The sequence below is a fragment of the Halobacteriovoraceae bacterium genome, from assembly GCA_020635115.1.
GTDB lineage: Bacteria > Bdellovibrionota > Bacteriovoracia > Bacteriovoracales > Bacteriovoracaceae > JACKAK01.
Genome location: JACKAK010000005.1, coordinates 57171 through 78727, shown reverse-complemented (window position 1 = coordinate 78727; position 21557 = coordinate 57171). Strand labels below are relative to the sequence as shown.

Genomic DNA, 21557 nt, shown 5'->3' with positions numbered 1-21557 from the left:
ATTTAACAATCAAAATCAGCTTGAAAAGAAATATTCACATCTGACCACGTTTTGCCCTCATGTTTTGCAAAACATGCCTGATTGAGGGCCTTAAGTTCTTTGTCCATTGCAAAATTTAAAACGTCTAATGTTCCTTTGGCCTCAAGAGAATTTCCTTTTAACGTATATTCCATGGGAACTTCCACAATTCTTCCATTCATAGAAACTTTTAACATAATGAGTTTATCGGTTACTTTTGAAACATCGGCCTTAATGTTCTTTGAGACTTCCATCGTCGAGAAGAAAAATTTGGCAATTTTACCATCTCTTGCCTTATTGTCTGTAAAAACATCATTCGAATCAATTTCTACACTAGCTCCCTTCAACAATTCTTGAATTGAAGACGCTGTATGTGAAACAAGTCCTAGTGCTTGTTTGTTAAATGTACCTGAGACACCAACTTTTTTTGGAGTTTTAAAAGCAGTCCATCCAATTTTGAATGTATCATTTTTAAGTTTACATGTTGCATAACTTGAAATGTTAAGAATGGATAATAGCACTAGAAAATAATATTTCATGATTTCGCTCCTCTGTTTTAAATTGCTGTGATACTAGATGATCTAGATCAACATTTCAATCTGACAAAACATGGAAAAAAAAGAATACCCGTACGAACTTTTTATACAAATAGACAATAATGAGCATTTGCTTGGTCGAGTCACTGTTTGTTCACAAATAAATAGTTTTTCAATTGATATAGATATTGTGACCAAAGAATCAAAAAAAATTTTTCAACATGTCGAGTCTTTATATAATTGTCTAGATGAATCTGAGGGAATTGATCTGGCCATACAGAAACTCTCTCATTTTTTGCAACGTTACGGCCAATGAATTGACTGTGAGATTTAGATTATTGTCAAATTGTCGACACTAAAATTTTTTATTACTTCGTAACTCCCAGTATTTAACGTTCATTGCAATGCAATTCAAAATTGGCATAATGTCTGCATATTTAAGATGTGTGTGTGCTGAAGATTGTTGAAAAGGATTTTCTTCATCTTCTAGAATGTCTCTTGAAAAAGGGAGGATATGCTGTCATCCTCCCTTTTTTTATTCTAATTGCTATATAAGGTTTCACACAAAAAATTCATTTAATAGATAAGAACTCTATTATTTTGAGTATCACTTACAATAAGCCGACATCCATCATGATACACCATATGTGGGCCCCATAATGTATTTGCAGCTGCAGTGGTGCAATTGCATTGATTATGATCCCCAAGGCCCGCTGTAGTTTGACCTAAAATCACATCCGCTGATTCAGTTCCAACTGTTGGAATTGTGTTCCAGATTAAAATACGATCATTTCCCCTGTCAGCAACAAATAACTTTCCATTATGAATAAACGCTCCCACAGGATTGTACAATTGGTTCGCTGCAGTTCCAAAGCTCCCTAAAATTACATCAGGAGATTGCCCGCTTACAGTGGGAATAGTATTATAAATCAAAATTCTATTGCCACTCGCATCCACAATGACAAGTCTAGTTCCATCTGAAGCAATTCCAAGTGGAAAGTTCAAATCTCCAGCTGAATTAGTAGTAAAAAGAGTTTGCCCAATTACGACCTTGGCATCCATCCCTGTTAGTAGTGCTGTTTTATCATAGATTAAAACGCGTTTATTGCTTGCCTCGAGAGTGCCCCAACACAGATCCACAGCGGCAGCATGTCTTAGAAGTACTTTTATCTTCCTTTTCCAGGTAAACATCAATGACGCCACGCTTATGCCACTCATCAAAGCGAATTATTTTAAAATTTGGGATTAAATTTTTAAGAAATCTTGGTAACATCATCCTTGCTGCTCCTTGAAGTAAAAATTGTGTCTTTGAAAACTAAATTTTAACTGATTTGAGCAGCATTTTTGTTTTAAAAGTGATTTACTCTGTCACTTTTATGATCAAGAATCCACTATCCACTATCCACTATCCACTATCCACTATCCACTAAGCATTGTGGTAATTGAGAGCATTGTTCTCGGTTTTGACTGTAAACAGGCCTTCAAGGCCCTTGTAAACAATCTATTCTTATCATGTCTTCTATTAAACCTGTAAACGTATTCTCCAAGGTAATTTTTTAAGTATTTAGGACTTATCCCATGATGTGTCCCAAGAATCCAAACTTTCGCATTTGAAACAAATCGATACATCCAAGGGTGAAGACTGGACAAAATCTCTTTATTTCCAAGAGTCACTTCCGCTTTAATATCAACCTTATTATGAGTAATCTCGTAAGCATTTGCTCCATCGATATGCAATGCTGAACCAGGTTCTATATTTTTTGATATAAATTTTTGAACGTTTTCCTTATTCTCAACCCCCAACATGACTTGTGCAAAACCGGCTTTAGGCTTTTCTTTTCCGTTCTCATCAACCCAATGTTTGCTTTCAACTCCAATTATGACTTCTTGATCTGTCTCATTCACTTGACTTCCAAATTGACTCCCATCAACTTCAATCTCGCCACTCAGCTTATAGAGCGCGCCTCGATCGATTAATACTACTCTGATCTTCTGAAGCATTCCCCAAGCTGTAGAGTAGCTTTTTAGATAGAGATGGTTTTGAAGCTCAAGTGCCGAGAGATTTGTCCGACATTAGGGGGTTGACAGGCAATAAAAAAGATGAAGAAGAAGTGAAAGAAGAGAAGAAAACTACGAGAAAAAACTAAGAAAAAAGTCGTAAAAAAAGCAGTTAAGAAAAAAACTTCCAGAAAAGCTGCGTAAACAATGCAAAAACCGTAAAAAATCACTCTGATTGTTTCAGTAGTTTGTATAATATTAACTGTTGGATTCTGAATATTTTTATTACACAAAGAATTAAAGACATACAGAAAACAGCATTCAAGAATCGAATGAATGAAGGCAGAGTCATGCTGTTTACAAAATGTCCACAGCGGACAAAGATGATTTTGTGAAATCACGCTGTCCAGATTGCCTTATTCAAAAGGATAGTTTCAAACTAATGGCCGTTGGAAACATTAGAAGATGATTTTACACATGACATCTGGATCATAACGGATAAAAAAGAGTTCATTCATGCTCAAAATGATCTCGAAAAGTAATTATTTCCTATAACCTTCTTGGGATTTTTATTATAATGAGTTAAGCGTATTAGAGGGGTACACCAATGAATTATTACAGAGTCATTTCACCTGACAAAGGTGAAAATATCATGATGAAAAGAAGTTCCCATAGAAGGATTCATACAACGAGCGGACAGTATATTGACCCGAAAGAACTTCAACTCCCCTTTGAAATTGAAATGCATGTAGGTGAAGACTATGGCTATGATCAATATGACCCTTTTTTTGAAGGTGAAATTCCCGTACTGACTCTTGAAGAACGTCTAAACGATTATTATCATCTACCTTCAATCATGACTCTAGAGCTGTTTAAGGCTCTCAAATCGGCCGGTGCAAATAATCTTCAGGCATTTCCAACCAAGATTATTAATGCAAAAAATGATGAAATTCTTGAAAAAGATTATCTGTTCATCAATATTGTAGGGGTTCTCTCTTGCGCGGACTTATCAGCATCAAAAAAAGCGGCCATTGGCGATAGTTTTTATATTCATGACTTAATAATTGATAAAAGTAAACAGATTAACCTTCCTATTTTTAGGTTGAAGGAATCCCACTTCGAAATAATAGTCAATGAAACAGTTTCACAAGCGATCAGGGAGGGGAACTTCTCTGGTATCGATATAGAAAAAATTAACTAACTTCTACACAATTCCTTTAAATTTTAAGCATCAACAAAGTAAGGAGTGGTATTGATTTCTGGTAAGATTGAGCTAGTTAGAATTTTGCTACTTTGTATTTGCGACTGTATTCAGTCACTTTTGTGAATTTTACTGGAATTCTCCCCAAAAAATGTATTTGATTATCCAAACTCAAATCAGCAACGAGTCGTTTTAAACGTCGATTCTCCTCTTCAAGACTTCTTAGTTTTTTAGCATCAGATACCTGCATCCCGTGATATTTTTTTTTCCATTTATGAACTGTTTGCTCGGCCATTCCATATTTGCGTCCAAGTTCTTTTGCTGGAATTCCCGATTCATATTCCTTTAAAATTTTGAAAATCACTTCTTCTGAAAATTTTTTGCCTTTCATTTTATTGCCTCCTTGTTTTATTTTAAAAACAGTGAGACTCACTCAGATAATGGACTAAATTTTGGGTTTATGGTCACTGACTCGAAGTAAATTAAAACAACTATTTACTAAAAAATCTGATCGACGGACAAAAGCTGAGAACCGGTATATTCGGGAAGTCATGAGAGATAATCAATATTTTGTTTACCTTGAACTCATTAAAGAAGGTATGCATCAGATATTTGAATCAAACTCAGCTCCTGAAGCAAGAGCAAAATTTGAAGAGATGGGGGAATGGATAAATCAAGCAGGTGTCTTCTATGAACTTAAGAAGTGGTGGAAAACCTTTAACGATGGATGGGACACTTTCAGAAACTACTTTAAATACCCTGTGACCTCATCGCTTTCCGAAGGAATAAACAACGTTATCAAAACAATAAAGAAAAGAGCTTATTGTTATAGGAATATGCAGTATTTTAAGCTTAAAATCCTCCAAGTATCTGAATTCTTGAACTCTAAGTGGGTTCCAATTAATTTTCAATAACTTCAACTTTTTTGTTAGAGAGGCTTACTTGTGTATAAAAAATATAGATTTACTCATTCAAGTGGAGAAACAACAGAGTGAATGATATTATGCATCAATGGAAAGCTAGTAAATAAATTATATGGTTTATATAATTTCAAATACTTATCGGAACTGAAAACTTATAAATCGGAGACCCTTGTAATGTTACGAGTATTTTTTAAAATCTTTTTATTTCTAATTTTAATAAGTGGTGTTTCTGCAAACACAAAAGACAATCCGAATCCTAAGTACTCTCGTAAGGCAACTGATGTTTTACTTTCAGTAAAACATCAGTTTCCCCAGCTTTTGCGTGAGTCTTCTACATATAAAGTCGACTTATTGAATCTTATAAATTTGGAAAGTGAACTATTATTAGAGCTATCTAGAAAGAAAGAATTTGAAAATTATTTAACAGAAAGACCAGAGCTTGTAGATATAAAGTTAACATCAAAGAGTAATTCACAAATTTTGACACGGATTATAGATACTAATGCATTTTCTGTATTGAGAAATACTTTTTTAAATTTGCTTAATGAATATAATAGCGAAGATACTTTTCCAGAAGATTTAATATCAACAATTCAAAAAGAACTATTAGAGATTCAAATGAGTAGAAGCTCAACTCTTTTAGGTGCCTTGTACTCAGTTGCTTCAAAAGAACTTAAAACAGAAGTTAGTCAGATTCAAAACAATTTAGTTAAGTTTGAAAAACTAATCGAATCAATAGAGGAGAAAGATTATATCAAATTGGATTTTCAGAGGATTGGATTTGAAAGAAAATTATCAAAAGAAGAGCTCCATAATGATTTTAATATAAGGTATGAAAGGGAGTTGTCACTTTCAACTAAGGTAGATTTTCTTTATTTTACACAGGCCCATAAAGCACACCCAGGAAAAAATAATTTTGAGCATCTAAAAAAATTGATTGAGCAAATTTCTGAAGCAGAATTGGATTTTTTAAAAGATAAAGAAGAGTATACAAAAAGAGAAAAAGCCTTATTAAATGTTTTCAGTTTGGAAGATAAAGAAAAGAAGCTCTTGAAGGGATACATTGGGAAATATTTCGATAGAATTTCAGAAAAAAAAATAGAGAAATTTGAAAATTACAGAGATATTAGATTAAGAGAAGTGCCTCCAACACTGGCACTTTTTAGAGGTATAGGGGCAAAAGATTGTTCTAGTAATTATTCCCCTCTATTTAGTTATTCTTTATTTGAAAGAACATTCTTTGTAGAAGATAACAAAGATAGATTTATTGGTTATGTAACGACGACCCTATTGGATAGTGATCATGGTAAGACTCTTTTCGTCCATACAATTACAGGGAATAAAATGAAAGCTGTAGATGTGAATATGATTCTTGATTTTTTTGTAAGGAATGTCCAATTTTTCGGAGCACAAAGTGTCGTTATCCCTGATCTTGAGTTGATTGACCAAAAAATTAACTTTTACACCCTTTCATCGATTTTTAAAGAACACTTATCCAAGTCAATAGAAATTCAAGTAAAGTCACTTGATCGTGAATTTCGGGAACTACTCATTACTGATAGTCGTTTTGATCAGAGCAGATTGTATGATCCAACTGTTACGCGAGCTTTTGAAATTAGACATGATGTTATTTCACAAGAAGGACTATATGATTTTGAAGTAAAAAAAGGGAGTGCTTTCAAAGTACATGAAAAATGGAATAAGCAAGATGAAAAAATACTTTTACTGACATTATTAGATTTAGCTGAATATGAGGATGATGTTAGAAAATTATCAAAAGTTTCAGGTTTCGATTTCAGGAAATTAGAAAAAGCACATAACGTTTTAAAAAATGAAGAACATTTGAATACAAAAAAGTTCATGCAAGATATATCAACTATCTTTAAAGAGCTAGGTATAAAAGAAGAAATATATGGAGAGAACTCTTTTTTATTAAGTGAGGGACTTCTGAATGCTCAAGATGCTTTTAATGAACAAAATATTGAAATGAGCATGGAGCATGTGAAATTAATTCTTAAAGGAAAGGAAATTACTGATGGCTTTAAATATGCAATTGAAAATAATATGCAAGCTATTATGGAGCATCCTACTTTTGTGCGAGAAATTGACAAAATTTATCTATTGGATATAGACAACTTAGATTTTATAAATGAACTTTTTGAATTTCTTGATCAAGATAAAATGATTTCTATACTACAAAGGCAGTTAGAAGAATTATTACATCAGTTAAACTCGAAACAATTTAATTCAGAGATGTTGTCGTTGATTATTGAGTTTGTAGATAATTTGAAAAAGGACAGTGACTATTATCTATTGCTGATTCAAGGAATAATGCAGCAAGATTCATTTGGATCTAAACATATTCAAGAATTAGGAGGTGATATTATATTTACTTTTGAAGAATGGACTGATTATCAAAAAATAATATGGAATGAACTATTTAATCATGAGAAATTCAAGCCGGATATCATGAAGGGATTTGTGTCTTCGTTTATGAGTTTTGGCGACAGATGGAGTAAAGTTACAAAAAATAGATGGAGACAATTAATCGGTCGTGAGGAATTCGATTCAAAGGCAATAATATCCACAGTAGAAGTATTTCTAAAAATTCAAAGTGTATGGAGTAAAGATCAAAAAAATGCCTGGAGAGAACTAGTTGGTTTAAACAAATTTGATTCAGAAACAATGCGTGCATTAGGTAAATATTTTATTAAAATAAAAGGTGAGTGGAGCACTGATCAACTCATCGCATGGGAAGAAATTATTGAAAAGTCTAGTTTAGAACAATCTATAGTTAGTACGTGGGAATACGATTTTAGATCTATTAGAAGAGAGTGGAGTGAAAGTCAAAAAGCAGCGCTTGTTAGTCTTGTGATTTCTGAAAAACTCTCAACTGATATAATTTGGGAATTAGCACAAGCTTTTGCAAATATCAAGGGAGAGTGGAACGAGGATCTTAAAAAAGCACTTGTAGCTCTAGTTATTCCAGATAAACTTTCTACATATTCAATTCGAAGGTTAGCAGAAGCTTTTGCAAATATCAAGGGAGAGTGGAACGAGGATCTTAAAAAAGCACTTTTAGCTCTAGTTATTCCAGATAAACTTTCTACAGATTCAATTGAAAAGTTAGCAGAAGCTTTTGCAAATATCAAGGGAGAGTGGAACGAGGATCTTAAAAATACACTTGCAAGCCTAGTCATTCCAAATAAACTTTCTACAAATTCAGTTAAAAAACTAGAAGAAGCTTTTACAAATATCAAGGGGGAATGGAATATAAACCTAAAAAGAGCACTTGTTAAATTAGTAGACGCAGGAGAGTTAGATTATAACTCCCTTCGTACATTAAGTAGGGCCTTCTTGAATGTGAATGGATATTGGGGGTATAATCTAGAGAGAGCATTCACCAAACTGATAATTCCTGAAAAAATTGAAGAACATTTATTTGAAGATCTCGCTCATGTTTTAATTAATACGAAAGGCAAATGGTTGGGAGATCTCAATAAAGCATGGGAAAAACTAATAAATATTGAATTGTTGCAAAAGGAAAAGATATTAACTTCATTATTTTCAAAAGTAGAAGGAGATTGGAGTGTGGATCTCAAAAATAAATTTGCGGGTCTAGTGGCATCAAGAGAACATGATCCTGAATCTTTGTATTTTCTAATAAGAGGCTTTGAAAATATAAAAGGGGACTGGACAGATGATCTTAAAAAAGCGCTGGTGAGTCTTGCAAAACCAGAAGAGCTAGACTCTGGCGAAGTTATAACCCTGCTGAAGATCTTTGCAGAGATACAAGGTGAATGGAACGAAGATTTGAAAAAAGCTTTAGTTCGTATTGTGAAATCTGAAAAAGTAAAAGATCATTTTCAGGAGGCTTTATTACAAGCATTCATGAATACCAAAGGTGATTGGAGTGAAGAGTTAATGGGTGCATGGCGAAAAATATATAATGAATTTGGTGAGGACGGTGTTTATAACATTTCACACGCCATGAGTAAAATGAAAGGAGATTTGAGAGATGAACATATAAAGATCCTCATTAGTTTTGTTAATCGTGAAAAGCTTAGCTCTTTAGATATTGTATATATAGGTAGAGCTTTTCTAAACCTAAAGAGAAAGTGGAATGAAGATGTCAAAACTGCCTGGGACAAATTAATAAAACATAAAAATATAGATTCAAATAAACTTGGTAATATATTGCTTAATTTTTCTTTTATAAAAGGAAAGTGGAGTGAAGATCAAAAAAGCGCTTGGGATAAAATAATAAAGTATAAAAAAATTGATAGACAAACTTTCAGGGAATTGTTCAATGATATTATAAGAAACAGCTTTAAGTATGAAGAGGATTATAAAAAAGCATTTGTTCGTATCCCAATTACAAAAGAACAAAACAAAAATATGACTCCTATGATTGGGGCAGTCATATTGAATTTAAAAGATACTTGGGACAGTGAAACTAAAGTTGTCTGGGAAACTTTGATTAATCATAAAAATTTTACCGGAGAAATAATTGGTTATTGGTCAAAATATTTCGCTAGCTATATTGGGAATAAAGATAAAAAGCTAGCTTTGAGACAATTATTAAATCATACAAAACTTGATGAAAAAGGAATTATTCTTATCGCTGAAAGTTTTGCTAACTCATATTTTAAAGATAGAGATTCCAGTAAAGAAATTTGGGATGAATTGCTTGCACATAACAAGTTCAATTCAAAAGTAATTAGTAGCTTTAGATGGAACAAAATTAAATATATCTTGGAAAGATTTAGTAATTTTAAAAAGTTTGATTTAAAAATAATTAGAGGTGCAGGCAGTATGTTACTTTACAGGAATTATGAATGGGACGAAGATCATAAAAATACATGGAATGAATTGATCAATCATAAAAGTTTTGACTCCGATGCTATTAGAAACTTAGGAAAAGTAATTGCAAAACTAGATTTTACTGAAAATATAAATTTAGAAAAAGCTCTTATCAGTCTTGTTATTCCGGATAAACTTAATAGACAAGCAATCATAAGCTTAAAAAGAGCATTTTTGAACATAGGAAGTAAATACAAATGGAGTGATGATCTGATTAATTCATATTTGCAACTAAAAATAGCTGAGAATCGTAAGAATGTTACTTTTAAAGAAATCAAAGAAAAAAAGCTAAGAAATAAATTGTTAGATCGATATAGATCATACTCACAATATGATTCAAAAAATAAATGTAAAACAGGTGTATTGTTTTTGATTAATAATTCTTTCAAGAAAATAATCAAAAGCATAAAAAATATAAAAATGAATCTATTTAAACGTAGCTGATATTTTTAACTATACGTTCTTCATGATAAATATTACTTTTTCGTAATGAATTTATATGAATTTTCAGATGGATGTTTTTTTATGTATTTAAATTATTCATGAGTTTCCAAATAAGTTGAGCAATAAATTTGGAACCGCTATTTGTGAGATCGTCATAAATAGGGTTGTACTCATAGATACCTATCACTTTTTGATTTTTAACAGTTTTAAAATAAAATTCAGTGAAATCATTAACAAATCGTTTGGATAGTCCGTGTGGATTGGTGGCACTTACTCCAGGCATAGAATGAACATCAAGCACATCACAATCGATACTAAGAACAATGAGCTCATCTTCTTCGTGCTTAAAAATATCACAAAGTATAGGAGTATCAAGAGTTGAGTAAGCTACAGTTTCTTTTTGCAACTGAGAAAGAGAGATAATTTTCATATTTCCGTTTTTAAGTTCAGATAAAGTTTCTACACTATTATTGTAAAGATTAATCCCCATTTGAACGATCTCAAAATCACATTTTGAATTCTGATCAAACTGCCTAAAGGGAGTACCAGAATGGGGGAGTTCATCTATTCTTGTATCACAATGAGCATCTAAATTAATAACTTTTATTTTTTTGTACTTATTTTCAAAAGACTTCAAAAGGGGATAGATATGATCATGCCCTCCACCAAGTTGAATAATGTTTTCTTTATCTGATATAATTTGTTTTATGTTTTGAGTTTCTTCTTCTTGTGATTTTATAAAATCTAATATCTCGTTCTTATCACTTGAAACCTCATGAACCGAAAAAGTAGCAGAATTTTTTGTAGGGGGAAGCTTTTCAAATGAATTCAAAATAGATAACGGGGCAAAATTTGCCCCCCGTCTTCCTCCATTTCTCCAAACCCCATTGTCAGTAGATGAAGTTAGAAACTTAAAATGACTCGATAGTTCAACCCTTTGTTTTGAAAACTGGTCTAATTTTCTACGATTTAATTGATTGATTATTTCTTGAGTGTCATACACGGGTTAGTTCCTTGCAAAGATTTTTATTTCATTCTGCCCACAACGATTCAAAAGGTAAATCTCTAATTGAGTTTGCCTGAGTTAAGAGTTAGAATAACCTTGAGGTAGACCAATGAATCAGCAGCAAGAGTCGATTTATCAAAAAAAACAATGGTTCGTCTTTGACCATGACCACCATATAGGCCCTTTTGGGATTAATGAAATAATTGAACTATATAAGGCAAATCGTGTTGATTCAGACGATCTAGTATGGCGCAAAGGGCAGGAAGACTGGTTAAAAATGCGAGATTGTGATGAACTCTATGTGCAATTAGAACCCTTGGATAGTGCAATTCGTGACATTGAGAAAAGAAATATAAAAAATATCTATACCAGAGCACAGGTTGATATTTCTCAAGACGCTCAAGAAATCTATGATTTTATCCAATCAGATTCACATTTAGAACCTCCACCACATCCTGACATTCTTGAGCAAGAACTTGATGATTTTTTTAATTCTGATAAAGAAGAACAGATTGAAAAAGAACCTGATATACAAAACATCACTCTACCTGAAATTAATGAACAATTTTTTCATCCAGTGAAAGAAGAAACGATTTCTTCTGATGAAATCTTTGCTAAAAACAATGAGATCCCTCTAGAAATTCAATTGCCAACTGATCAAATTATTGAAGAAGAAAAAGTTGAAGTTTTAAAGGAATCTTCTTTTTTATATTTTTCTCGTTTTGTATTGGGATGTACCACTATAATCTTATTTTGTGGAATTATTCTTTATTTTCTTATTATGAATAAGGCAACTGTGCCAGAAGGTTTAAATGGGATTGGTCAAGTCGATTATATGAAAATGAAAAAAATTATCAATGATAAGGGTGAGGATCTTCAGGTTCACTTTGCTCTCAATACCCAATCTGAAGGAATATGGATGGCACTAAATAGGCCAGGTCCCATGAGTTTAAGAGTGATATTACATTCAATTCGAAAAAAGTCTCTCTCTCAATCTCCAGTAGTTGTTGAATCACTAGGTCTACTTCAAAATGGAAGAGTTGAATTTGATGAACTCACTTTTCATGAAGGAACACAGATAGTTCCTGGTTATTATCAAGCTGAAATCATTGCTAGGGATTTAGGAATACTTGGCAAGTGGAATGAACTCATCAAAGAAAAAAATACAGTTCATAAAATTGAAACCACAGCTTTTCTTTCACCATTTTCAAAAAGTGAGTTCAATGTCAAATTGGCCAAATTTTGGGATGATATTATTCTGAAAGAAAAAGGTCCTTTGCAAGATATCTTACAAAAATATCAAACTCTCAGCTCTTTAGTAGAACAAATGTATACAAAATATAAATTTGAATTAAAAAAAGTAAAAGCCCCCTCAGAAGTTATACGTTTTAAAGCGTATTATCTCAATCAGATTAGACCTGTTTTGCAAAATATTACCTTAAGCAATGCTAAGATAAAAATTTCACTTCAAAATGTGAGAGCTGATACTGCTACTGAATATCAAAATCTTGTGGATATTGGAAGAGAATTTGGTGAACTAGCAATGGATATGATTGTCAAGACTGAGAGAAATAGCAAATTTGATGAGAAGAATAAAACAAAGCTTTTATCAGAATTTAGAATTAAATATGAGAATATCACCTCACAAATTACAAATAATCATATTCGGTTAAAAAAAGTCATTGAGGCCATTTAATTATTTTATCACTTTGTCCAGTTGCTTGAGCAAACCATAAAATCTCATTTTTAATGATGGCCAGATCAATTTCATAGAGATGGGTTAATTTAAATCCATAATCGCTTCTATTTAATGAAGAATACTTAGTATTTAGTTCATGTGCTTTTTTTTGTGAGAATGTTGAATAGTTCACCAAATTTTTACTGTGAATTACATGAAGAAGACCAATTTCATTGGCATCAAAATTCAAAATATTACTATGTTCAATAAGAATATGATTAACAAGCAATTCCTCCAGATTTTTCTCTCTATAAAGCTCATGTTCTAATAAGTCCATTTGCAACATCAAATCGATATATTCAGAGGAATCAATATTTAATTCACTCAACGCTTCTTGCATATAAGCGTGGGCCAGAATTTGAACATTTGTTTTTTGATTTGAATCCCTTCCTAGATTAAATTCACTTTTGTTACGGTCCAGAAATTTTAAATGATGAATGAATTCATGGAGAAGAACTGATTTTGTAAACTTCTGATCTAAAATAATGATAGGCCTATTTCCCAAAGGTCTTTGATGAGAATGAAAAACTTCTTTTTCTGAAACCGCAATATGGTTTGGCGGTAAATATTGTCCTAAATCTTCGCCTAATAAATTATTTTGTTCAAAAAAGTGATAGGCCTGCGAAATGATTTTTGACTTATCTTCAGTTAAAAATTTTAGGAAAGGATTATTACTATCAAATGTTTTAGATTTTGAACCTTTGAAAATGAATTCGATGTCATACTGGTGATGAAGGTACTTGATCATATTTTTTTTTGAGAGAGAACTTATAAATTGGAGCTCCTGCAAATCATATGAAAAAAAGGTTTTTGGCCATTGATGTCCAAATTCACTCTGAAGTGAAATATTGAAAGAAGTATTCAAAAGAAAATTTTCACACGCGCATATTGGAACAGAGATTAAAAATAAAAATTTTGCGATTGCTAAAAGTTTCAAGTTAACTCCTCATTTAGCAATGATGAAACGACTTTCTACCAAAAATTAATCAATAACAAAATATTATTATTTAATATTATTTGATGTGACTACTCCCAACCACTAAGCCGCTGATGCGTCTTTAGTGGGGGCTTCTAAGATTTTTCGAGCTTCGCTCTCAAAACCTAAGCTCTGTAGCCCCAGAGCTTTTATGACAGTTGCTGCATGTTTATCTGCGTTTTCTGTATGGCCACAATTTACACAAAAAAATACTTCTTGCTTTTGTCTATTTTCCACTGAGGTATGACCACATTTTCTGCATCGTCTAGAAGTATTTTTAGCCGGAACAAGTACAAGTAATCCTCCTTGCCACTCGCTTTTATAGCGTACAAAATCTCTAAACATTCCCCAACCTTGTCTAAGTATAGAGCGGTTTAGTCCAGATTTCTGTGCTACATTTTTTCCTGGTTTTTCAAGTGTACCTTTGGCACTTTTTGACATATTTTTTACCCTAAGATCCTCAAGCACTACAATTGCGTGTTTTTTGCAAATATCATTTGAGGCCTTATGAAGAAAGTCATGTCTTATTCTAGTTATCTTACGATGTTTTTTTCCAACTATTTTTTGATAGTATTTCCAACGAGGTGAAAACTTCTTTTGCTTCGCTGCCCTTCTTTGGAGGGTCGCTATTTGTTTTTCTACTTTTTTGATTGTTTTCAAATCAAGGTTATGCTCATTATCGCTCTGAGCGTCTTCACAAATTGTTTTGGCCACGCCTAAATCAATACCAACAGATTTTTCGGGAACCAACTCACCTTTATGGGCCGAATTGATAGGAATAATTTCAGCTTTTTTTCCTAAATAGCAACTCAGAGAGATGTACCATTCACCAGTTGTTTGGCGTGTAATCGTTGCTCTTTTTATCTCTCCTTCAATTTTTCTGTGTTGAGCAATTTTTAGAGGGGTAGCTCCTTTACCTACGGTAATCTTAGGAATTCCTGTGATATATGACCATTTCTTTGATTTCTTTTTTGCGCAAGTTATAATAACTCTATTTCCTTGGGGAAAACAAATGGATTCAGTGCATTTTCCTTTTCTCTTTCTTGTCGGATATCCTGCATCGAGATTTGGATCCAGAAAGTTTTGAAAAGCTTGATCTAGGTTTCTTAGTGCCATTTGAAGTGATTGTGAAGGAACTTCTTCTAACCACTCAAAACCTTCCATAGATCGACACTCCGGAAGTTGGTTTTGCTGATATTCATACTTTAATTTTTTAACTCCGCCACTCATTTGAAAAACAAGGTTGCGTTCTTCAAGTCCGCAGTTATAGACAAACCGGCATGCTCCCATCCAGCGAGAGAGAGTTGATGTCTGTTCACTTGTCGGATAAAAACGAAAACGATAAGTTTTTATGAGCTTTGCTTTATTCTGCGCACTACGTTTTTTCTTGGCCGCCTTGGCCAGTTCTACCCGTTTCTTCTTAGAGAGAACTTTTTTTTCGGCCGTTAATTTGCTCGCAACTTTTTTTGTCATTGCGAGGAGATTATCAATGTGGCATATTGCTGTCAATGTCAAAAAGCAATCTAAAATCCCATTATCACTGTGTTTATAACCTTCAATACCACTTGGTGTTAGTTACGAAATACAGAAGAAAATGTTTCACAAAAGAAATTCTAAAAGACCTAGAAGACATCTGTCATAATGTGTGTGAAAAGTGGTCTTGTGTTCTTTCTGAGTTCGGTGGAGAAGAGGATCATATCCATCTTTTAATCCAGGCCCATCCGGCCATGGATTTGAGTAGGCTCGTCAACAACCTAAAAACTGTTACATCAAGACTCATCAAAAAAAAGCATCAAAATCACTTCAAAAAGTTTTACTGGAAACCGGCCCTATGGACAAGGGCCTACTGTTTACTCACCACAGGTGGCACCACCATAGAAACAATCAGAAGGTATATTGAAAAACAGGGACAATCCTCGCCGGAAGGCTAAAAATTCATCTCCACCCAAGGCTTCGACGCTTTGGATGGAGAATTCTTTTTAACATATGTTAAAATCTAACTCTCAGAATAAAGTTCTTGAGCAATATATTGCCCATTTTGGTTCTTACCAATAGAACATCCCCAATAAAACGGATCATGTTCAAAAATTATTTTTAAATTCTCTTTTTGACAAAAATCCAAAAAAACTTTTTTGTATTCAGTGGTGATTCCTGGATTTATATCATATCCCATAACCCAGGGAATATGAATATGAGCAGAAGTAGGAATAAGATCTGCTAGGTAAATATATTGATCATTATATGGATGCATTAACCAAGGAGTATGTCCAAATGAACATTTAAATTTTAGACCAATTTCAGATATAAGCTCTCCTTCTTCTTGATTAACGAAGTGAATTTGATTTCTTTTTTTGTAGTACTCAATAATTTGTTCATATTCATTTGAATGAAAACTCCCTGAGTCTCTATCAGTTGGAGAAAGTGAATATTCATAATGTTTTTGATGGATGTGAAGTGTTGCATTTTCAAATACTGGAAGTCGTTCATTTCCCTCAATTTTTAAAATACCTCCAACATGGTCAAAGTGAAGATGACTTATCACAAGATCAGTCACTTCATCAGGAGTTTTTCCAATTCGTTTAAGAAGACCTTCTAACGGTTTTTCTTGTATTCTTATATCAAATTGTTGATTAAATTTTTCTCCATGATAATCACCAATACCAGTGTCGGTAATGATTAATTTATCTGTCGTCTCAATAACCCACAATCTTAATGCAAGATCTATTCTATTGGCCTTATCTGGAGGACATTTTTTTTCCCAGAGAGGTTTGGGAATAATTCCAAACATTGCACCACCGTCAAGTTTAAAATTTCCACTATTCAAAATATGGTTTTTGATAATCATACTCACTCCTTGGTCTTGAATACTAACCATTTTTGTAAGAAGTTGTCATATTTTTTAACATACATTGAGAAGTTAATTGGGCATAATATTGGGAATTAAAGATCGGAGTTTTCATGATGAAGTTTTTTTGTATTTTATTTGGAGTATTTTCCCTATCTCTTTGTGCCAACAATATAACAAGGGATAGTCTTGCTTTAGAAATTTTTCAATATCCTTATCTCGAACTTCCAGGACATGCTCAATTATTTATGGATTCATTTGATGAAAATAACGATACTCTCTATAACATAGATGAGGTTTTAAAGTTTAAAAAAGTTTTTCACGATATTTCCAAAAAAATAAAAAATGAAGGAAGCTCTGCTTTAGAACTTATAGATCTTTATTCACAAAATAATGAAATAGATCCAATTGAAATTAAATGGGCCTTATCAAATTTTGTACCTCAATTTCTTAACCAGAAGCTTAAGAATATATTGAACCCTAACTTGTTAGCAAAGACATTGGAACTTTTAGAAAGTGGTCAGTTTTCTGTTCATAATGTATTTAGTTTAAATTCTTTTGATTTGTTGGCCAAAGATTTTTCTTTTTATGGGAAATTAGAAAAACTGCACCAAGTGCTCTTCAATTTCAATGAATTGATGCAGTATAAACCTACTCAAGAATCTTTTGTGAAGGTTTTTGAATTTTTTACCCAATACAAAATATTTCCCTATTTTAAGGGAGAAAATCGCAATCTTACCCTCTATCTGCATCAAATTTCTAAAATGTCTCTGGGGCCCAAAGGTTTATATCGTTATTATCTCATGCAAGATATATCTGTAATTGTAAAAAATGGTCAATTCGTTTTTCAACAACCAAAAAATCAAGAATCATTTATTTTAAAACATCCACAATCCTATCGAGTTAATTCGATACCTTTTTTAAAAAAAACTAAAAAGCGTATTCAAATGGCCTTTGAAAGTGGAAACTCCAAAAACATTTTACGGTATTTGATCCAATCAGATGATATTTTTTCTCAACCTCAATTACTAGCGCCTATGCTCGAGGATTTAACCCGTGAAGTTATTTTCTTTTTAGATATAGATACGCAGATCATGTTTTTATTTGATGAATTTAAGGACTTATACTTAAATGGTATGAGGTCCAATATTGATTTTGAAAAAAATATTTTCAAAATTTCTTCACGCGCGCTTGAAGATCATTTTAAATTTTTTGGACATAAGGATACACTTCAATTGACCCTCTACCTATTAATAAAAAATCTCATCTATTTTACACAAAAATATTCAACGACTTATGAAGAGAACTTTGAAGTATTCAATTCTTTAAATCTTACAAATTTAGTTTTTGGCACATACGGAAATTTTTACTATACCGACCAACCGATTGAACATGATGCAAACAATTTGGCAAAAGAATTGAGCGAAGTGTTGATACTAAATTTAAAGGAATAATATAGAATCAATTGAATTCTTATTCACTTTTTTGGGCGTTGCTCCTAGCTACACAATTTCAAGACGTTTATGATGAGGGAGCACTAACGCATTTAGAATATTAGTAAATTTCATATGAAAGTATCATTATAAATTTATTGATAGAAAACACTATTGAGGAGCAAGCTCTATGAATGTTCATGAGTACCAGGCCAAAGAGCTGATGAGAAAATTTGGCATTTCAGTTTTAAACGGAGGAGTAGCACATTCGGTTGATGAGGCCGTGAAAGTCGCACAAAATCTTGGTGGGAAAGTTTGGGTTGTCAAAGCTCAAATTCATGCAGGAGGAAGAGGTAAAGCTGGTGGAGTAAAACTGGCCAAATCGATTGATGAAGTAAAAACGCATGCCACAGATATTCTGGGAAAAACATTGGTTACTCACCAAACTGGACCTGAAGGTAAAGAAGTACAAAAACTTCTGATAGAAGAGGGATGTGAAATTGAACACGAATATTACGTCGGCCTAGTTCTTGATAGGAGAACTGGACTGATTACATTTATGGCATCCACTGAAGGCGGTGTAGAAATTGAAACTGTTGCAAGTGAGACTCCTGAGAAAATAATTAAAGTTCCAGTTCATCCAGCAACTGGATATACTCCGTTTATTGGTAGAAAACTTGGCTATGCTTTGGGACTTAAAGGGGAGACGCTGAAAGCTGCCTCAAAATTCTTTGCAGGTCTGTATAAACTTTATGTTGAATCGGATTGTACCATTGCGGAGATTAATCCAATGGTCACGACTAAATCAGGAACCGTAATAGCGTTAGATGCAAAACTTAACTTTGATGAAAATGCTCTGTTTCGACATCCAGATATTGAAGAATACAGAGATCCTTCAGAGGAATCTGAAAAAGAGTTAGAGGCCAATAAGTATGGTTTATCTTACATTTCACTAGATGGTAATATCGGATGTCTTGTCAATGGTGCTGGTCTAGCAATGGGAACAATGGATATTATCAAACTACATGGTGGATCTCCGGCCAACTTTCTTGATGTAGGTGGTTCTGCAACAAAGGAAACTGTTGAAGAGGCCTTCAAAATTATTCTTTCAGATGACAAAGTAAAGGCGATATTGGTTAACATTTTTGGTGGTATTATGAAATGTGACATAATCGCAGAAGGTGTCTTGGCCGCAGCTAAATCACTAGGTCTTAAAGTCCCATTAGTTGTCAGACTTGAAGGCACAAACGTAGCTTTAGGCAAAAAAATCTTAAACGAATCCGACCTTGATATTATCGCGGCCGATGATCTTGAAGATGCTGCTAAAAAAGTTGTAGCGGCGATTAACTAGTTAAAGGGAGAGAATAATGGCAATCTTAGTAAATAGAGATACGAGACTTATTACTGTTGGTTTCACTGGTAAACAGGGAACTTTCCACTCTCTTCAATCTAGAGATTATGGTACAAATTTCGTTGGAGGTGTGACACCTGGTAAAGGTGGAACTGTTCATGAAGGTTTTCCTGTTTTTAATACTATCCAAGAGGCGGTTGATAAAACAGATGCTAATGCCGCAATGATATTTGTACCTCCAGCATTTGCAGCTGATTCAGTTTTAGAGTGTATCGATGCAAAAATACCTCTCATCATTTGTATTACAGAAGGAATCCCAATTTGCGATATGATCAAAGTAAAGGCCGCCCTTGCAAGTTCTTCTTCGCGTCTTATCGGGCCTAACTGTCCTGGAATTATCACTCCGGGTGAATGTAAAATTGGAATTATGCCAGGGCACATTCATATGCCAGGTAAAGTTGGTGTTGTTTCAAGATCAGGGACTCTTACTTATGAAGCAGTTTACCAATTAACTCAAAGAGAGATTGGCCAATCAACTTGTGTTGGAATTGGGGGGGACCCTGTTGCCGGGACAAATTTTATTGATACTCTGGAATTATTCGAAAATGATCCAGACACTGAAGCCGTTATAATGATCGGAGAAATTGGCGGGACTGCTGAAACTGATGCAGCAAGATGGATTCAGAAAAATATGACCAAACCCGTTGTTTCTTTCATTGCTGGGGCATCTGCCCCAAAGGGTAAGAGAATGGGCCATGCTGGGGCCATTATTTCAGGTGGAGAGGAAACAGCTGATGCTAAGTTTAAGATATTAGAAGAGTGCGGTGTGACAATTGCACGATCTCCAGCAGAACTTGGCAAGAAGATGGAAGAAGTGTTAAAGAACAGATAATAATTAATAGAATCAGGAGTTATAGTAATGGCAGTAGAAAGAACATTAAGTATTATTAAGCCAAATGCAGTTGAAGACAATAATATAGGTAGTATTATCGGTCGATTTGAGAAAGAAGGATTGAAAATTGCAGCAGCAAAATTGATTAAATTATCTAAAGAGAAGGCCGAAGGGTTTTATATAGAGCATAAAGAGCGTCCTTTTTTCGGATCTCTTGTCAATTTTATGACTTCAGGCCCAGTTGTCTTGATGGTTCTTGAAGGTGAAAGTGCAGTTGAGCGCAATCGTGAAATTATGGGTGCTACTAATCCAGCAGAGGCCACAGAGGGTACTTTAAGAAAACTCTATGCTAAGTCCATTGAAGCTAATGCTGTTCATGGATCGGATTCTCAGGCATCTGCTGAAAGAGAGATAGCCTATTTCTTTGATAATAACGAAGTTTATTCTAGAGATTAAAATAAGAACAGGGACCTCTCTCAGAGGCCCCTATTTTCCATTATTTTTGAAGCTGTAAATTCCAATTCACTTCATCTTTTAGAGAAAGAATGATAGAAATCAAAGCTTAGACCTTCAAGAAACTAAACACTAAAAACTTTAATAAAAAAGGAAATAAACTCTTGTTTAATTTTTCAGACAAAAGTTTAGAAAAGTAGATGATTGAATATATCATACCCGAAAATCCTGACGATCGTGTTTTCGACCGGGCCTCTGCCTTATTAAATAATGGATCTGTAATTGCTATTCCAACCGATACAAATTGGCTTGCTGTTGCAAGTATAAAAAGCCCAAAAGGTGTTGATAAACTTTATAAAATTAAAAGTGAAGGGCAATCAAAACATTTTAGTATTCTCGTGAATGATTTTTCTCTGGCCCAGAATTATGCCCATATCTCTAATTCTGCGTTTAGACCTCTTAAAAAAATCATTCCTGGGCATTATACATTTATATTTGCTGCGACCAGAAACGCTCAAAAACTTCTTAATGCTTCAAAAAGAGATGGAGAGATAGGTGTGAGATTTGTTCCGGTTGAATGGGTTCGTTTATTTCTAGAGCGGCACAAAGAAGCTCTTGTTTCGACAAATATTACTGCCAAAATGCTTGGTTTAGCAGATGGAGAATCTATATACTCATATCTTATCGAAGAAAAATATAGTAATTTTATTGATCTCATTATCGACCCAGGGGAGTATGAATTTGTCGGCAAAAGCTCTATTGTTGACTTCACTGGAGAAGCCGTTGAGATAATTAGAGAGGGAGCAGGAGACTGCTCGATGTTTAAATAATTAAAGTTATTGATTTATTTGAAAAAATTATCTACCCCCTAGTTGTTTGA

General features: G+C 33.5%; 18 protein-coding genes and 1 pseudogene. 11 read left to right on the top strand and 8 right to left on the bottom strand.

Going from position 1 to position 21557, the window contains the following annotated elements; all coding sequences use genetic code 11:
- Nucleotides 1-2: 2 nt before the first annotated feature.
- Nucleotides 3-557, bottom strand: a complete 555-nt coding sequence (locus H6622_09000; protein ID MCB9061645.1) for a YceI family protein — start codon at nt 555-557, stop codon at nt 3-5.
- Between the two features lie 70 nt (nt 558-627).
- Here H6622_09000 and H6622_08995 point away from each other — a divergent pair, with 70 nt between their 5' ends.
- Entirely contained in the window at nt 628-870 is a 243-nt protein-coding gene (locus H6622_08995; protein MCB9061644.1) for a hypothetical protein, read from the top strand.
- 260 nt (nt 871-1130) lie between these two features.
- On the opposite strand, the gene H6622_08990 is transcribed toward H6622_08995, so the two are convergent.
- The gene (locus tag H6622_08990; protein MCB9061643.1) at nt 1131-1772 is read right to left on the bottom strand and encodes a hypothetical protein; all 642 of its coding nucleotides are present in this window, start codon (nt 1770-1772) and stop codon (nt 1131-1133) included.
- 201 nt (nt 1773-1973) lie between these two features.
- Nucleotides 1974-2621, bottom strand: a pseudogene (locus H6622_08985) (IS1595 family transposase).
- A 538-nt stretch (nt 2622-3159) separates the two neighbouring features.
- Here H6622_08985 and H6622_08980 point away from each other — a divergent pair.
- A complete protein-coding gene (locus tag H6622_08980) occupies nt 3160-3753 on the top strand; it encodes a hypothetical protein (GenBank protein MCB9061642.1) in 594 nt (197 codons plus the stop codon).
- A 76-nt stretch (nt 3754-3829) separates the two neighbouring features.
- Here H6622_08980 and H6622_08975 read toward each other — a convergent pair whose 3' ends face one another.
- A complete protein-coding gene (locus H6622_08975; protein MCB9061641.1) occupies nt 3830-4144 on the bottom strand; it encodes a transposase in 315 nt (104 codons plus the stop codon).
- Nucleotides 4145-4205: 61 nt separating this feature from the next.
- Between H6622_08975 and H6622_08970 the strand changes: the two genes are divergently transcribed.
- Together H6622_08970 and H6622_08965 are read left to right on the top strand one after the other, a co-directional pair.
- On the top strand, nt 4206-4667 hold the full coding sequence (locus H6622_08970) for a transposase (protein ID MCB9061640.1): 462 nt from the start codon (nt 4206-4208) through the stop codon (nt 4665-4667).
- A gap of 183 nt (nt 4668-4850) precedes the next feature.
- Entirely contained in the window at nt 4851-9983 is a 5133-nt protein-coding gene (locus tag H6622_08965; GenBank protein MCB9061639.1) for a hypothetical protein, read from the top strand.
- A gap of 79 nt (nt 9984-10062) precedes the next feature.
- On the opposite strand, the gene H6622_08960 is transcribed toward H6622_08965, so the two are convergent.
- Entirely contained in the window at nt 10063-10986 is a 924-nt protein-coding gene (locus H6622_08960) for an arginase family protein (GenBank protein MCB9061638.1), read from the bottom strand.
- Nucleotides 10987-11098: 112 nt separating this feature from the next.
- On the opposite strand from H6622_08960, the gene H6622_08955 reads away from it, so the two are divergent.
- Nucleotides 11099-12685 carry a DUF4339 domain-containing protein gene (locus H6622_08955; GenBank protein MCB9061637.1) on the top strand — a complete coding sequence of 529 codons (1587 nt, stop codon included), beginning with the start codon at nt 11099-11101 and terminating at the stop codon, nt 12683-12685.
- Here H6622_08955 and H6622_08950 read toward each other — a convergent pair.
- On the bottom strand, nt 12669-13664 hold the full coding sequence (locus H6622_08950; GenBank protein ID MCB9061636.1) for a hypothetical protein: 996 nt from the start codon (nt 13662-13664) through the stop codon (nt 12669-12671). The genes H6622_08955 and H6622_08950 overlap by 17 nt on opposite strands.
- Before the next feature lie 102 nt (nt 13665-13766).
- The gene (locus H6622_08945) at nt 13767-15176 is read right to left on the bottom strand and encodes a transposase (GenBank protein MCB9061635.1); all 1410 of its coding nucleotides are present in this window, start codon (nt 15174-15176) and stop codon (nt 13767-13769) included.
- Between the two features lie 35 nt (nt 15177-15211).
- Between H6622_08945 and tnpA the strand changes: the two genes are divergently transcribed.
- Nucleotides 15212-15634, top strand: coding sequence for an IS200/IS605 family transposase (tnpA, locus tag H6622_08940; GenBank protein ID MCB9061634.1), 423 nt, complete (start codon nt 15212-15214; stop codon nt 15632-15634).
- 65 nt (nt 15635-15699) lie between these two features.
- On the opposite strand, the gene H6622_08935 is transcribed toward tnpA, so the two are convergent.
- The gene (locus H6622_08935) at nt 15700-16548 is read right to left on the bottom strand and encodes an MBL fold metallo-hydrolase (GenBank protein ID MCB9061633.1); all 849 of its coding nucleotides are present in this window, start codon (nt 16546-16548) and stop codon (nt 15700-15702) included.
- 113 nt (nt 16549-16661) lie between these two features.
- Here H6622_08935 and H6622_08930 point away from each other — a divergent pair, with 113 nt between their 5' ends.
- From H6622_08930 to H6622_08910, 5 genes are all read left to right on the top strand, one after another.
- Nucleotides 16662-18002, top strand: coding sequence for a hypothetical protein (locus H6622_08930; GenBank protein ID MCB9061632.1), 1341 nt, complete (start codon nt 16662-16664; stop codon nt 18000-18002).
- A gap of 169 nt (nt 18003-18171) precedes the next feature.
- Nucleotides 18172-19332: an ADP-forming succinate--CoA ligase subunit beta gene (gene sucC, locus H6622_08925; GenBank protein MCB9061631.1), complete on the top strand. Its 1161-nt coding sequence runs from the start codon at nt 18172-18174 to the stop codon at nt 19330-19332.
- Nucleotides 19333-19348: 16 nt separating this feature from the next.
- Nucleotides 19349-20224 carry a succinate--CoA ligase subunit alpha gene (gene sucD / locus H6622_08920; GenBank protein MCB9061630.1) on the top strand — a complete coding sequence of 292 codons (876 nt, stop codon included), beginning with the start codon at nt 19349-19351 and terminating at the stop codon, nt 20222-20224.
- Between the two features lie 27 nt (nt 20225-20251).
- On the top strand, nt 20252-20680 hold the full coding sequence (gene ndk, locus H6622_08915; protein MCB9061629.1) for a nucleoside-diphosphate kinase: 429 nt from the start codon (nt 20252-20254) through the stop codon (nt 20678-20680).
- 197 nt (nt 20681-20877) lie between these two features.
- On the top strand, nt 20878-21507 hold the full coding sequence (locus H6622_08910) for an L-threonylcarbamoyladenylate synthase (protein MCB9061628.1): 630 nt from the start codon (nt 20878-20880) through the stop codon (nt 21505-21507).
- Nucleotides 21508-21557: the final 50 nt, after the last annotated feature.

Excerpts from the sequence above, each read along its gene's own strand:
- H6622_09000 (MCB9061645.1), bottom strand. The coding sequence starts at position 557 with ATGAAATATTATTTTCTAGTGCTATTATCCATTCTTAACATTTCAAGT.
- H6622_08995 (MCB9061644.1), top strand. The coding sequence starts at position 628 with ATGGAAAAAAAAGAATACCCGTACGAACTTTTTATACAAATAGACAAT.
- H6622_08990 (MCB9061643.1), bottom strand. The coding sequence starts at position 1,772 with ATGAGTGGCATAAGCGTGGCGTCATTGATGTTTACCTGGAAAAGGAAG.
- H6622_08980 (MCB9061642.1), top strand. The coding sequence starts at position 3,160 with ATGAATTATTACAGAGTCATTTCACCTGACAAAGGTGAAAATATCATG.
- H6622_08975 (MCB9061641.1), bottom strand. The coding sequence starts at position 4,144 with ATGAAAGGCAAAAAATTTTCAGAAGAAGTGATTTTCAAAATTTTAAAG.
- H6622_08965 (MCB9061639.1), top strand. The coding sequence starts at position 4,851 with ATGTTACGAGTATTTTTTAAAATCTTTTTATTTCTAATTTTAATAAGT.
- H6622_08955 (MCB9061637.1), top strand. The coding sequence starts at position 11,099 with ATGAATCAGCAGCAAGAGTCGATTTATCAAAAAAAACAATGGTTCGTC.
- H6622_08945 (MCB9061635.1), bottom strand. The coding sequence starts at position 15,176 with ATGACAAAAAAAGTTGCGAGCAAATTAACGGCCGAAAAAAAAGTTCTC.
- tnpA (MCB9061634.1), top strand. The coding sequence starts at position 15,212 with ATGTCAAAAAGCAATCTAAAATCCCATTATCACTGTGTTTATAACCTT.
- H6622_08935 (MCB9061633.1), bottom strand. The coding sequence starts at position 16,548 with ATGATTATCAAAAACCATATTTTGAATAGTGGAAATTTTAAACTTGAC.
- H6622_08930 (MCB9061632.1), top strand. The coding sequence starts at position 16,662 with ATGATGAAGTTTTTTTGTATTTTATTTGGAGTATTTTCCCTATCTCTT.
- sucC (MCB9061631.1), top strand. The coding sequence starts at position 18,172 with ATGAATGTTCATGAGTACCAGGCCAAAGAGCTGATGAGAAAATTTGGC.
- sucD (MCB9061630.1), top strand. The coding sequence starts at position 19,349 with ATGGCAATCTTAGTAAATAGAGATACGAGACTTATTACTGTTGGTTTC.
- ndk (MCB9061629.1), top strand. The coding sequence starts at position 20,252 with ATGGCAGTAGAAAGAACATTAAGTATTATTAAGCCAAATGCAGTTGAA.
- H6622_08910 (MCB9061628.1), top strand. The coding sequence starts at position 20,878 with ATGATTGAATATATCATACCCGAAAATCCTGACGATCGTGTTTTCGAC.